The sequence below is a fragment of the Streptomyces sp. NBC_00631 genome, from assembly GCF_045206895.1.
Lineage (GTDB): Bacteria > Actinomycetota > Actinomycetes > Streptomycetales > Streptomycetaceae > Streptomyces.
On the sequence record NZ_CP107734.1, the window covers coordinates 10,437,079 to 10,450,202 of the forward strand.

The 13,124-nt window shown below is 71.1% G+C and carries 13 protein-coding genes; 5 read left to right on the plus strand and 8 right to left on the minus strand.

The features are described 5' to 3' along the window. Positions 1 to 306: 306 nt before the first annotated feature. From OHB00_RS47175 to OHB00_RS47185, 3 genes are read right to left on the minus strand one after another with little or no spacing between them, the layout of a single operon-like run. Entirely contained in the window at positions 307 to 621 is a 315-nt protein-coding gene (locus OHB00_RS47175) for a DUF1330 domain-containing protein (protein WP_406444678.1), read from the minus strand. A gap of 14 nt (positions 622 to 635) precedes the next feature. Beyond that, entirely contained in the window at positions 636 to 824 is a 189-nt protein-coding gene (locus OHB00_RS47180) for a ferredoxin (RefSeq protein WP_406444680.1), read from the minus strand. Then, entirely contained in the window at positions 821 to 2,101 is a 1,281-nt protein-coding gene (locus OHB00_RS47185) for a cytochrome P450 (protein WP_406444682.1), read from the minus strand. The genes OHB00_RS47180 and OHB00_RS47185 overlap by 4 nt, the downstream gene beginning before the upstream one ends. Positions 2,102 to 2,226: 125 nt before the next feature. Here OHB00_RS47185 and OHB00_RS47190 point away from each other — a divergent pair, with 125 nt between their 5' ends. The 4 genes from OHB00_RS47190 (at position 2,227) to OHB00_RS47205 (ending at position 6,283) form a co-directional block, all read left to right on the plus strand. After that, on the plus strand, positions 2,227 to 3,153 hold the full coding sequence (locus OHB00_RS47190; protein WP_406444684.1) for an NAD(P)-dependent oxidoreductase: 927 nt from the start codon (positions 2,227 to 2,229) through the stop codon (positions 3,151 to 3,153). Positions 3,154 to 3,349: 196 nt separating this feature from the next. Then, the gene (locus OHB00_RS47195) at positions 3,350 to 4,636 is read left to right on the plus strand and encodes an aromatic ring-hydroxylating dioxygenase subunit alpha (RefSeq protein WP_406444685.1); all 1,287 of its coding nucleotides are present in this window, start codon (positions 3,350 to 3,352) and stop codon (positions 4,634 to 4,636) included. Between the two features lie 17 nt (positions 4,637 to 4,653). Beyond that, a complete protein-coding gene (locus OHB00_RS47200; RefSeq protein WP_406444687.1) occupies positions 4,654 to 4,983 on the plus strand; it encodes a hypothetical protein in 330 nt (109 codons plus the stop codon). Between the two features lie 37 nt (positions 4,984 to 5,020). Next, a complete protein-coding gene (locus OHB00_RS47205; protein ID WP_406444689.1) occupies positions 5,021 to 6,283 on the plus strand; it encodes an amidohydrolase family protein in 1,263 nt (420 codons plus the stop codon). Positions 6,284 to 6,357: 74 nt separating this feature from the next. Here OHB00_RS47205 and OHB00_RS47210 read toward each other — a convergent pair whose 3' ends face one another. Both OHB00_RS47210 and OHB00_RS47215 read right to left on the minus strand, forming a co-directional pair. Next, entirely contained in the window at positions 6,358 to 7,122 is a 765-nt protein-coding gene (locus OHB00_RS47210) for an SDR family NAD(P)-dependent oxidoreductase (protein WP_406444691.1), read from the minus strand. Between the two features lie 5 nt (positions 7,123 to 7,127). Continuing rightward, positions 7,128 to 8,618: a class I adenylate-forming enzyme family protein gene (locus tag OHB00_RS47215; RefSeq protein WP_406444693.1), complete on the minus strand. Its 1,491-nt coding sequence runs from the start codon at positions 8,616 to 8,618 to the stop codon at positions 7,128 to 7,130. 119 nt (positions 8,619 to 8,737) lie between these two features. Here OHB00_RS47215 and OHB00_RS47220 point away from each other — a divergent pair, with 119 nt between their 5' ends. Beyond that, complete coding sequence (locus OHB00_RS47220; RefSeq protein WP_406444695.1) at positions 8,738 to 9,904, plus strand: acyl-CoA dehydrogenase family protein; 1,167 nt, start codon at positions 8,738 to 8,740, stop codon at positions 9,902 to 9,904. A gap of 260 nt (positions 9,905 to 10,164) precedes the next feature. On the opposite strand, the gene OHB00_RS47225 is transcribed toward OHB00_RS47220, so the two are convergent. From OHB00_RS47225 to OHB00_RS47235, 3 genes are read right to left on the minus strand one after another with little or no spacing between them, the layout of a single operon-like run. Further along, positions 10,165 to 10,431 carry a hypothetical protein gene (locus OHB00_RS47225; protein ID WP_406444696.1) on the minus strand — a complete coding sequence of 89 codons (267 nt, stop codon included), beginning with the start codon at positions 10,429 to 10,431 and terminating at the stop codon, positions 10,165 to 10,167. Positions 10,432 to 10,481: 50 nt separating this feature from the next. Beyond that, entirely contained in the window at positions 10,482 to 11,927 is a 1,446-nt protein-coding gene (locus tag OHB00_RS47230; protein ID WP_406444698.1) for a FadD3 family acyl-CoA ligase, read from the minus strand. Position 11,928: 1 nt separating this feature from the next. Then, positions 11,929 to 13,107, minus strand: coding sequence for an amidohydrolase family protein (locus OHB00_RS47235; RefSeq protein ID WP_406444700.1), 1,179 nt, complete (start codon positions 13,105 to 13,107; stop codon positions 11,929 to 11,931). Between the last annotated feature and the right edge of the window lie 17 nt (positions 13,108 to 13,124).

The window sequence follows — 13,124 nt, forward strand, 5'->3', positions numbered from 1 at the left end:
CGGAGCCGGGACATGGCCCGGGCCTGGGCCGAGCCCAACTGCCCTGTCAGCGAGGGGAGGTGGACGAAGCCCGGGTCGAGCCGGGGGCGGGCGGAGCCCGGTTCGCCCGACGGTGACGGGGGGATCGACGCAGCCGGGGCCGGGCGGAAGGCGGGCCGGGCGGAGCTCAACTCAGCGGTCGACGAGCAGGGTTCGGCGAAGCCAGGACCGGGCGGACCACGGGCCCGGCGGAAGACGGCCGAGGGGACGTGGGCCGGGCGGAAGGCAGCGGCCGGCCGCCGCCATCGCCTCAGCTCTCGGTGGTGTTCACTCGGCGGTGGCCGGCCGCGGTGCGAACCCCGCCACGATCACGGCGTTGGTACGGGCCGCCGCCTGCCGGAGCGGCTTCGCCTTCGCGTAGGCGGCCGACTCGTACCATGCCCGGGCCGCCTCCACGGACTCGAATTCGAGCACGACGGTCTGGTCGCCGTGCCAGGTGCCCTCCAGAACCTGCGGGCGGGGATCCGCGGCCAGCACGGCGGCGCCGCTCTCGGCGATGGAGAGCCCGGCTGCCCTGCCGTAGGCGGCCATGCCGGTGGGGTCGTCGACGGCCTCGGTGAAGATGACGTAGCCCTTCGGCATGGCGCTCCTCGGCGTCAGGTCACGGTGATGGCGTGCTCGGGGCACAGGGCGGCGGCCGAGCGGACCGCCTCTTCGTGCTCGGCGGGCACCTCGGGTGTGTCCACCACGGCGTAGCCGTCGTCGCTCAGGTCGAAGACCTCGGGGCAGACCGAGCAGCACACCCCGTGTCCGCGGCAGCGGTCGTCGTCGACGGTGACCTTCATCGGGCCGTGCTCCACTCCAGGTCGAGGTGGGTGAGGCCGCGGAGGATGAAGGTGGGTACGTACTGGTAGCGGCGGGCGTTCGCCGGGCCGTGCACCCGCTCGGCGATCCTGATGTCGGACGTGAGGTCCAGCAGCCGTTCGAGGGTCACCCGGGCCTCGGCGCGGGCGAGCGGCGCGCCGGGGCAGGTGTGGGCGCCGCGGCCGAACGCGAGGTGACGGCGGACGTTCGGACGGCCGACGTCGAAGCTCTCCGGGTCCTCGAACTGGCGCGGGTCGCGGTTCGCAGCGCTGTTGAGCACCATGAGAGTGGTCCCGGCCGGGATGTCGACGCCGCCCACCGTGGTCGGCACCTTCGACAGCCGGAAGTCGCCCTTCACCGGGCTCTCGGCCCGCAGCGTCTCCTCCACGAAGTTCGGGATGCGGTCGCGCTCGGTGCGCAACAGCCGCTGGAGCTCGGGGCGTTCGGCGAGGATCTTGAGCGCGGAGCTGAGCAGCCGGACGGTGGTCTCCTGGCCGGCGGCGAACAGGTTGGCCGCGACCCGGACCACGTCGATGACCCCTGGCGTCGAACCGTCGGGGAAGGTCGCCGTCGCCAGGCCCGTCAGCACGTCCGCGCGCGGCTCCCGCCGCCGCTCCTCGACGTACGTCGTGAAGCGGCCGTAGAGGAACTCCAGCGGCGAGTGGTGCAGGGTGTCCTCGCCCGTGCTGCCGATGCCGCCGCCGTCCTGCGGGCGGCGCTGGAGCCGGTCCATGAACTCCTGCTGGTCGTCCCCGGGCACTCCGAGCAGGTCGGCTATGACGAGCAGCGTGAACGGTCCGGCGAACCCGCTGATGAACTCCCCCTCGCCGGGCGCGAGGAACGTCTCCAGCAGCCCGTCGGCGAGGTGCCACATGGACGCCTCGTTCTCCTTGAGGCGCTTCGGCGTGATCAGCCGCATCAGCAGGGCGCGGTGGTCGGTGTGCACCGGCGGGTCCATGGTGGGCAGCTGGTCGCTCATCGGCAGCTCGTGCCGGTGGCGCTCGATCAGCTCGCTGACGTCGTCGCCCTCCAGCGGGACCGGGAACCCGGGAAACGGGCCGGTGACCGAGATGCAGGCTGAGAAGGCGTCGGTGTCGTTGTAGACCTGCAACGCCTCGTCGTACCCGGTCACCATCATCACGTCGTGGTGGTTCTCGCGACGGACCGGGCACTGTCCGCGCAGGGCGTCGAAATAGGGGTAGGGGTCCGCGACGACCTTCTCGTCCCGGAAGAAATCGATCGCCTCGAAGTCTTTCACGGCCTGTTCGGCCCCCTCTCACCGGCACCCTGACGATCGGGGACGGTAGCACAATTCTCTACTTGGTGGAATGCTGAATAATGTTTAGGAGAGTGACGTTCTCGCATTCTGCCCCGGGGAGATTCATGGAAGAGACAGACGAGCTGCACGCCGCGCGCGGCAACCGCCGGAAGGTTCTCGGCGCCGGGGCGGTGAGCGGCGAGAGTGTCGGGTTCGTCGGGCTCGGCAACATGGGCAGCGTTCTCGCCGGGAACCTCGTGGCGGCCGGGCATGCGGTCGTGACGCACGACGCGCTCGGTCCGCGGCGCTCGCCCCACGGGGCTGTACACGTTCCCGCGGTCGCCGAAGTGGCCGGCCGTACCGGCGTGCTGGTGTTCAGCCTTCCCGACGGCCGGGCCTGCGAGCAGGTGGCCCGGGAGATCCTGGCGGCGCCCGAACGGCGCGTCCGGTGCGTCGTCGACACCTCCACCGTCGGTCCGGCCGCCGCCCGGGCCGTCGCCGCGCTGCTGGCCGGGGGTGGCATCGGCTACGTCGACGCCCCCGTCTCCGGCGGCGTCGCCGGAGCCCGCGCCCGCACTCTCACCATCATGTACGCCGGGGAGGACGAGGCCTGTTCGCGCGCCGAGGGCGTGCTGGCCGGGCTCAGTGACCGGCGCCGCCGGGTCGGCGACCGGCCCGGCCCGGCCCAGGCCCTCAAGCTCGCCAACAACTTCCTGGCCGCGACCGCGCTCGCCGCCACCAGCGAGGCCGTCGCCTTCGGGGTCGCGGCCGGACTCGACATGGCCACCATGCTCGACGTCGTGAACGAGTCCAGCGGCCAGAGCGCGGCGAGCCGGGACAAGTTCCCGGCCCAGGTCCTCACCGGCCACTATGCCGCCGGCTTCACCAACTCCCTGATGGACAAGGATGTACAGCTGTACCTGCGCGCGGTGGGGGAGCAGGGCGGTGCGGCCGCGATCGGCGAGGCGACCGGGAGCGTGTGGGAGCGGTTCGCCCAGGCCGAACCCGGGGCCGACTTCACCCGGATCTTCCCCTTCGTGGACGGATCCTGACGCACCCGCGGACGAGCCCCGCGGGGTCGGCGGCCGATTGCGGGCGATTGGCCGCCGACCCCGCCGCGGCCTCCCGCGCCCTTCCTGGCAGGCGGCTGACTTGACGGCCGATCTCGGGCGAGAATAGCATTCTCATTAGGAGAGACTGAGATTATCGTAGGTCTCCTCCGACCAAGCGACTGGAGGACCAGACCCCATGGCGCACTTCAAGAAGCCCGAGGCGGGCAGCTGGACCGCACACCTGAAGATCGGCACGGAGCCGGTGTCGTACGAGGACTCGATCACGCCGGCCCACTACGAGCTGGAGCGGGACGCCATCTTCAAGCGCACCTGGCTGAACGTCGGCCGAGTCGAGAAACTCCCCAAGCGCGGCAGCTACTTCACCAAGGAGCTGGACGCGGCGGGCACCTCGGTCGTCGTGGTGCGCGGCATGGACGACGAGGTGCGGGCCTTCCACAACATCTGCCGGCATCGCGGCAACAAGCTCGTGTGGAACGACTTTCCGCGCGAGGAGACCAGCGGGGTCTGCCGCCAGTTCACCTGCAAGTACCACGCCTGGCGTTACGACCTTGAGGGCAAGCTGGCCTTCGTCCAGCAGGAGCAGGAGTTCTTCGACCTGGACAAGTCCCGGTACGGCCTCAAGGACGTGCAGACCGACATCTGGGAGGGGTTCGTCTTCGTCAACCTCGACCCCGAGAACAGGACTCCGCTACGGGAGTACCTGGGCGAGTTCGCCAAGGGCATCGAGGGCTACCCGTTCCACAAGATGACCCAGGCACACACGTACCGCGCCGAGATCGGCGCCAACTGGAAGCTGTTCATCGACGCGTTCGCCGAGTTCTACCACGCGCCGATCCTGCACGCCGGCCAGTACGTCTCCGACGAGGCCCGCAAGATCCAGAAGTACGGCTACGAGGCGCTGCACTACGACGTCGACGGACCGCACAGCATGGTCTCCTCCTGGGGCGGCATCGCCCCGCCGCACGACCGCAAGATGGTCAAGCCCATCGAAGGCGCCCTGCGCAGCGGCCTGTTCGGGCCGTGGGAGGCACCCGACATCGGTCTCACCACCGAGGAACTGCCGCCCGCCGTCAACCCCACCCGGGACCCGCGCTGGGGCATGGACTCCTTCGTGTTCTTCCCCAACTTCATGCTGCTGATCTGGCGGCCGAACTGGGTCCTGACGTACCACTACTGGCCGACCGCGTACAACACCCACATCTTCGAGGCGACTTGTTACTTCGTGCCGCCCGAGAACGCCTTCCAGAGGCTCCAGCAGGAGCTGGCCGTCGTCTCCTTCAAGGAGTACGGCCTGCAGGACGGCAACACCCTGGAGGCCACGCAGACCATGCTGGAGTCACGCATGGTAGAGGAGTTCCCGCTCAACGACCAGGAGGTTCTCCTGCGCCATCTGCACGGTTCCGCCCGGCAGTACGTCCGTGAGTACCAGCAGCGCACCTCCGGCGCCCCCGCCGCGAGCTGACCCGAGGAGACCGAACCATGGCCACCGTTTTCCCCGCCGAGTTCGCCGCGCTGGAACCCTTCGCCGACTGGGCGGTCCCCACCGAGAAGGCCCGGTACGCCAAGCGCATCGCCAGCACCATGGACGAGCTCGACGCCTTCTACAACTCCGCGTTCCCGCTTCTCGCCTCCGGCACGGACTACCTGCGGCGGGTCACCATGGCGGACATCTCCGAGGAGGACAAGCACCTGCTGTGGCTGTTCTGCGCGCTGGTGACCGTCGCGTTCTCGGTGGAGGCCTGGCGCCAGCCCAAGGTGCCGGACACGGGCGCGGCGAGCATCGACTCCGTCGTGGAACCGGCGGTGTGAGCGTCATGCGAGTGAGCCGCGTCCCGGGAGGTGCCTGATGCCGCGTCCGCGCACCCCGCAGCCGCCGGTGCGGCTGCGGGCCGCCCGCATGCTGGACATCGACAAGGGCGAACTGGTCGAGCCGGGAGACCTGCTGATCGAGGGCGAGCACATCACGGCCGTCGCCCCGGCCACCGTTGCGCCCGACACCGTCGAGCTCGACCTCGGCGACGTCACCCTCCTGCCCGGCCTGATGGACATGGAGGTCAACCTGCTGCTGGGCGGGCCCGACCACCGCAGTCCCCTCAACCCGGTGCAGGACGACCCCGCCGTGCGCACCCTGCGGGCCGTCGCCAACGCCCGCCGTACGCTGCGGGCCGGCTTCACGACCGTACGCAACCTCGGTCTGTTCGTGCAGACCGGCGGCCTGCTGCTGGACGTGGCGCTGAAGAAGGCGATCGACCTCGGCTGGGTCGAGGGGCCGCGGGTCGTCCCGGCCGGCCACGCCATCACGCCGACCGGCGGGCACCTCGACCCGACCATGTTCCAGGCGCTCGCGCCGCACATCATGCCGCTGACGGTCGAGGAGGGGATCGCCAACGGGGTGGCCGAGGTGCGCAAGGCGGTCCGGTACCAGATCAAGCACGGCGCCCGGGTCATCAAGGTGTGCGCCTCCAACGGTGTCATGTCGCACACCGGCCCGGCCGGCGCCCAGCAGTACTCCGACGAGGAGTTGCACGCCATCGCCGACGAGGCCCACCGGGCCGGCCTCAAGGTCGCCGCGCACTGCATGGGCGACCGGGCCGTCCGGGCCGCGCTGGACGCGGGCATCGACTGCATCGAGCACGGCTTCCTGGCCGGCGACGAGACCCTCGACATGATGGTGGAGCGGGGCACCTTCCTGGTCGCCACCACCTACATCGCCGACGGCATGGACGTCTCCAAGGCCGCGCCCGAACTGCAGGCCAAGGCCGCCGACGTGTTCCCGCGCGCCAAGGCGACGACCAGACGCGCGATCGAGCGCGGTGTCCGCGTGGCCTGCGGCACGGACGCCCCGGCCATCCCGCACGGCCGCAACGCCCGTGAGCTCCTCGCCCTCGTCGACCGGGGCATGACCCCGCTCTCGGCGCTCCGGGCGGCGACGACCACCGCCGCCGCGCTGATCGACACCGAGGACCGGGGCCGCCTCGAACCCGGCCTCCTGGCCGACGTCATCGCCGTCCCCGGCGACCCGCTGACGGACATCGGAGTGACCGAGGACGTGCGGTTCGTGATGAAGGGCGGTCAGGTCTACCGGCACGAGGAGACCGCCCGGCCCTGAGCGGACCGGGGGAGGGGAAGGGGAGGGCGGTGGCTCCGGCCGGAGCCACCGCCCTCCCGTATGCCGTGCGGCACTCACACCTTCCGCGTGATGCCCCCGTCGACCCGGACGATCGCGCCGGTCGTGAAGCTGGACGCGGCACTGGCGAAGTGCAGCGCCAGCGGTGCCACGTCGTCCGGCTGCCCGAGCCGGCCCAGCGGCACGAAGGACGGGTCGAAGTCCGCGGCCGCCCAGGCCTGGTGGGCGTCGGTGAGCACCGGCCCGGGGAGGATGGCGTTCACCCGCACCTTCGGCGCGTACGCCTCCGCGAGCCCGACCGTGAGGGCGTTGAGTCCCGCCTTGGCGCAGGCGTACGGCAGTTCGTGGACGCTCGCCATCAGCGACCCCGCCGTACCGATGTTGATGACCGAGCCGCCGCCGTGGTCGGCCATGTGCTTCGCCGCGAGGACCGCCAGCCGGAACGGCCCCTTCAGATTCACCGCGAGGGTCTTGTCGTAGAGCTCCTCGCTGACCGCGTCGAGACTCTCGTACACGGGGGACATCCCGGCGTTGTTGACGAGCACGTCCAGCCCGCCCAGCCGCTCCACCGTCTCGGCGACGAGCCGCTCGCAGTCGCCCCAGCGGCCGACGTGGCAGGCGATCCCGACGGCCCGCCGCCCGGTCGACGCCCGCACCTGTTCGGCCACCGCCCGGCACGCCTCGCCCTTGCGGGAGGCGACGACGACATCGGCGCCGGCCTCCGCCAGCGTCTGCACGATGGCCCGCCCGATACCGCGCGAACCACCGGTGACCACGGCCACCTTGCCCGTCAGATCATGAAGCTCAGCGAAGGTCGTCACCTGCGTCAGCCTTTCCGTATCGTCGTCAGCAGCTCGCGCCGCAGCAGCTTTCCGGTGGGCGTGTACGGCAGTTCCGCGCGGAACACGACCACGTCCGGTGTCCTGGAACCGCGCAGATGCCCCCGCACCCAGTCGCGCAGCGTCTCGGCGTCGACGGCCGCCCCGTCGTGGACGACGACGAACGCGGCGATCCGCTCGCCCCACTCCTCGTCCGGCACGCCCACCACGGCCGCCTCACGCACGGCCGCATGCCGCAGGAGAACGTCCTCCACCTCCGCGGGAGCGATGTTCTCGCCACCGCGGATGATGGTGTCGTCGGCGCGGCCCTCGACGAACAGGTAGCCGTCGGCGTCGAAGCGGGCCAGGTCGCGGGTGGGGAACCAGCCGTCCGCGTCCAGCAGCGCGGCGGCCCCCTTGTACTCACCGGACACCTGGGGACCGCGCACCCACAGCTGCCCCGGTGCCCCGGCCGCCGCCACGGCCCCGCTCTCGTCCCGGATCTGCGCCTCGACGCCCGGCACCATGCGCCCGGCCGAGCGCAGCCGGTCACGGACGGCGGGATCGTCGGAGGCCAGCGCGGCGCGGTGGTCGTCGGGACCCAGCAGCGCGATGGTCGAGCTGGTCTCGGTGAGGCCGTACGCGTTGGTGAACCCGGTGTCCGGGAAGGCCCGCAGGGCCGCCTCCAGCACGGGGTGGGGCATGCGCGCACCGCCGTACGCCAGCGCGCGCAGCGTCGGCACCTCGGCCGGGCGGCCCTCCAGGTGCTCCACGACGCGGGCCAGCATGGTCGGTACGACCATGGCGGAGGTGACGCCCTCGGAGCGGACCAGCTCCAGCCAGGCGCCCGGTTCGAAGGCGCCGAGGTGCACCATCCGGCGGCCGGCGTAGAGGTTGCTGAGCACGGAGCCGACGCCCGCGACGTGGTAGGGCGGGACCGCGGCCAGGACGGTGTCGCCCGGAGCGGCGCCGGCGAACTCCACGGTCCCCAGGACGTAACCGGTCAGGTGCCGGTGACGCAGGACGGCGGCCTTGGGCGCGGCCGTCGTCCCGCTGGTGAACAGCAGTACGGCCGGGTCGTCGGCGGCACCCTCCAGACCCTCGGCCGGCTCGGCGGCGAGCCCCTCGGCCAGCAGGTCCTCGGGGGTGCGCACCCGCAGCCCGGCCGCGGTGAACACACCGGCCACGGCCGCGTCCGCGACCACCAGTGGCCGGTCGGTGTGCTCCAGCAGGCGGGCCAACGCCTCGGCCGACAGACGGTAGTTGACGGGAACCAGCGGTACCCCGGCCAGCGCCGCGCCGAACAACAGCGCGGGAAACGCCGGACCGTTGACCCCGGCGAACACCAGCTCCCGCGCCCCGGACCGGTGGACGACGGTCGCGACCCCGGCGGCGGTACGACGGAGCTGCGCCGTGGTCGTCCCGGATCCGCGCGGCCCGATCGCCACCCGGTCCGGATCGCCCGCCACGGCCATGTCGAGCAGCATCGCGATGTTCAAGGCACGCCCTTTCTTCCGCTCCCCGGCTGCGAACGATATTCTACGTATAGGGAAACCTCATTCTCCAGAGGTGGGGTCCCGGTTGTGTTCCGTCCAAGGCCGTGTCCCAGGGGGGCCGTGTGGATTTCGAGCTGACCGAGCAGCAGGAGGACATCCGCGCGGGCGTCCGCGAGCTGGCCACCTCCTTCGGGCCCGAGTACTGGGCCGCGCAGGACGAGCGGGCCGAGTTCCCCTGGAGCTTCTACGACGCCTTCGCCAAGGCCGGCTGGCTGGGGATCGCGGTCCCCGAGGAGTACGGCGGCGGCGGACTCGGCGTCCTGGAGGCCTCCCTCCTGCTGGAGGAGGTGGCCGCCTCCGGTGCCGGCATGAACGGCTGCAGCACCATGCACCTGACCATCTTCGGCCTGAACGTCCTGGCCCGGCACGGCAGCGAGCAGTTGCGCCGCGAGGTGCTGCCGCAGGCCGCCGCCGGCGACCTGCACGTCTGCTTCGGCGTCACCGAACCCGACGCCGGCACCGACACCGCCAGCATCTCCACCTTCGCCCGCCGCGACGGCGGCCACTACGTGATCGACGGCCGCAAGATCTGGATCACCAAGGCGGGCGACTCCCAGAAGATGGTCCTGCTCGCCCGCACCACCCCGCGCGACCAGGTCGACAAGCCCACCAAGGGCATCTCGGTGTTCCTGGTCGACGTCGACCGCACGGCGATGGACATCCGCCCGATCCCCAAGATGGGCCGCAACGCCGTCGCCTCCAACGAGATCTTCATCGACGGACTGCGCGTCCCGGTGAGCGCCCGCATCGGCGAGGAGGGCGAGGGCTTCCGCTACCTCCTGGACGGCCTCAACCCGGAGCGCATCCTGCTCGCCCACGAGGCCCTGGGCCTGGGCCGGGCCGCCCTGGACGCGGCCACCCGCTACGCCCGCGACCGGGTCGTCTTCGGCCGCCCCATCGGCCAGAACCAGGGCATCGCCTTCCCGCTCGCCGAAGCCCTCACCCGCCTGGACGCCGCCCGCCTGATGGCCCGCAACGCCGCCTGGCGGTACGACCGGGGTCTGGAGTGCGGCCGCGAGGCCAACATGGCCAAGTACCTGTGCGCCGACGCCGGCTTCCAGGCCGCCGACCGCGCCGTGCAGACACTGGGCGGCATGGGGTACGCCCGCGAGTACCACGTCGAACGGTACTTCCGCGAGTCACGGCTGCTGCGGCTCGCCCCGATCAGCCAGGAGATGGTGCTGAACTATGTGTCCCAGCACGTCCTGGGACTGCCCAGGTCGTACTGAGAAGCGCCCCGGACGGAGCTCCTGGCCGAAGCGGCACGTGCCGGCGCAGCGCGGCGGGTGCTGTGCGAGGTGCCACGACCCGCACCCCGGTACGGACGGCCGGCCCCCGGCAGGTCCATGCGTCCCGCCCACCCCGCACAGCAGTGCGATCAGGCCGGCCCGGCGGGAGCCGGTGATCCGGTCTTCGCCCCTGCCAACGCTGTGCGTGCCGCCGCGACCTGTGCTCTGTCCCGCCGGTCGCGGTTCCCAGGAACCTTTCTTCAGTCCTCGCGGCTTGGATCGCACAGCACCATGACCGCGCGGGCGACGAGTTCGCCGGCGCCGCCGAGTTCCTGGCGGTAGCGGTCCGTGATGCCCCGGACGGTCTCCGCGAAGGCCGGGTCGGCGGCGCGGGCGCGGGCGGGCGCCGGGAGCTCCTGGGCCATCGCGCGACGGCGGGCGAGGAGCGCGATGATCTCGTCGTCGAGCCGCTCGATCCGGGACAGTGACATCTCCGCCGTCGGTGCGGCAACGGGGTGGGTCGTCACGTGAGATCTCCGTTCTTCAGGAGGAACCGGGGCCCGGTTCCCGTCCGCGGTCATCGCAGTTGGTCCTTCATCACTTTGCCCGTGGCGTTCATCGGCAACTCCTCCCGGAACTCCACGGACCGCGGAACCTTGAACCCGGCCATGCGCTCACGGCTCCAGGCGATCAGCTCCGCCTCGGTCACCGGCCCGTTCCGCACCACGAACGCCTTGCCCACCTGCCCCATCCGCGGGTCCGGCACGCCGATCACCGCGACCTGCGCCACCGCGGGGTGCCCGAGCAGGAAACCCTCGATCTCGGCCGGGTAGGCGTTGAAGCCGCCGACGAGGAACATGTCCTTCTTGCGGCCCACGATCCGCAGGTGCCCGCGCGCGTCCAGGGTGCCGAGGTCGCCGGTGTGCAGCCAGCCGTCCCCGTCGACGGCCTCGGCGGTCGCCCGCGGGTCGTCGAGGTAGCCGCGCATCACGCTGTAGCCGCGCACCAGCACCTCCCCGTCGCCGGCGATCCGGATCTCCACGCCGTCGCAGGGGGTGCCCACGGTGGTGGCGATGTCCTCGAAGGAGTCGCCGGGACGGGAGGCCGTCACCGTGCCGGCCTCGGAGAGGCCGTAGCCGGTCATGATCGACCGGAAGGGCAGTTCGTCGCGCATCCGGCGGATCAGCTCCACCGGGATGTCGGCCGCGCCGGTGACCGCGCACCGCAGCGAGGACAGGTCCCGGCCGCCCTTCCGCCGGGCTTCCAGAAGGGAGTGGTACAGGGTCGGCGGCCCCGGAAGCATGGTCACCCGCTCGCGCTCGACCAGGTCGAGCACCCGGTCCACCTCGAAGACCGGCACCGGCAGGATCGTGGCCCCGCGGATCAGGGAGGCGATGCAGCCCGCCTTGTAGCCGAAGATGTGGAAGAACGGGTTGACGATCAGGTAGCGGTCGCCCTCCCGCAGATCGGCCAGGTCGCACCACTCGGCGTACAGGCGGAGCGTCTGGGCGTGCGTCATCATGACGCCCTTGGGCCGGCCGGTCGTGCCCGAAGTGAAGACGATGTCGGCGACGTCGTCGCCGCTCACCTCCCGCTCGAACGGCGAACCGCTGTCCAGGAAGCCGGACTTGAGGTCGATCACCGCGACGCCGGGCGGGCCGGTGAACTCCAGGCCGAGGAAACCCTGTTGCACCAGTACGGCCTTGGCGCCGCTGCGTACGACGATGTCGTGCGCCTCGTCCGCCTTGAACCGGGTGTTGACCGGGACGAGCACCCCGCCGGCGGTCAGCAGCCCGAACGCGGCCACGATCCACTCGGCGGAGTTGGGCGCCCAGATCGCCACTCGGTCGCCCTTGCCGACCCCCAGCGACGCGAAGGCGCCCGCCGCCACCCGGACCCGCTCGGCGAGCTGGGCGAAGGTGAGCCGCAGGGGGCCGTCGACGACCGCTTCGGCGTCACCGAAGCGGTCGGCAGCGCTCAGCACCATCCGGGGGATGGTCTCCCACGTGGTACGAGCCGTCATGTCACGCGGGGATCAGCCGGGACAGGTTGCCGCCCATGATCTTCGCCTGGTCGGCCTGGCTCAGTCCCTGGACGGCGTCGACGTACGAGGTCGGCTGCGCCAGGCCCTCGGGGTGCGGGTAGTCCGAGCCGAAGAGCACCCGGTCCACGCCGATGAGGTCGACGAGATCGTTCAGGTTCTCCTCGTAGAACGGGCTGACGTGAATGCTGTCCTTGACCGCCTGCACCGGGTCGCCGAGGAACTGCTCCGGCATCTTCTTGTACACGTCGGCGAGCTGGTCGAGCAGCGGGGCCACCCAGGAAGAGCCGTTCTCGATCAGCGCGATCTTCAGTTCCGGGAAGCGGAACAGGGCGCCGTGGCACACCCAGGAGGCCACCGCGTCCTGGATCGGCCGCCATTCGTTCACCTGGCGGAAGGCGTTCGACTTGAACGGCAGCATCTCGGCGCTGTTGCCCTCCCAGTCGTTGGCGTACCGCGAGTACCCGCTGTCGGACGAGTGCATCGCCACCAGCACACCCGTCTCCACGACCCGCTTCCAGAACGGGTCGAACTCCTCCATCGCGAAGGACCGCGAGCCGCCGTACCCGGGTACCGGGGCCGGCCGGACGAGAATCGCCCGCGCGCCGCGCTCCACGGCCCAGTTGAGCTCCGCGATCGCCTTCTCGACGATCGGCAGGGTGATCACGGGGGTGGTGAGGATCCGGTCCTTGTAGTTGAACGACCAGGTTTCGTGAAGCCACTCGTTGAGCGAGTGGATGACGGCGTGGATGAGCTCCGGGTGGTGCCGCATCCGCTCCTCGATGAGGCTCGCGAGCGTCGGGAACATCAGCGTCCGCTGCACGCCGAGTTCGTCGAGCAGCTCCAGCCGTGGACCCGGCTCACGGAAGGCGGGGACGGAGCGCATGGGCTCCCCGAAGATCTCCCGGCGGGACTTGCCGTCCGGGTTGCCGACGCGGAAGTACTCCTCCATGGCGCCGGGCCGGGCGACCACCTCGAAGGTGGGGTTGGGGATGTAGTCGCTGATCTGGCCGAGGATCGCGATCTTGGTACGGCCGCGGACCTGCACGTACTCGATCGCACCCGCGTACTGCTTCGGGAGGAACTTGGTCAGCGCCTCCTCGGTCTCGTACAGGTGGTTGTCCGCGTCGAAGAGCGGATACGGCAGCGCACGCGAAGACATGAGACCCTCCTTTGCGA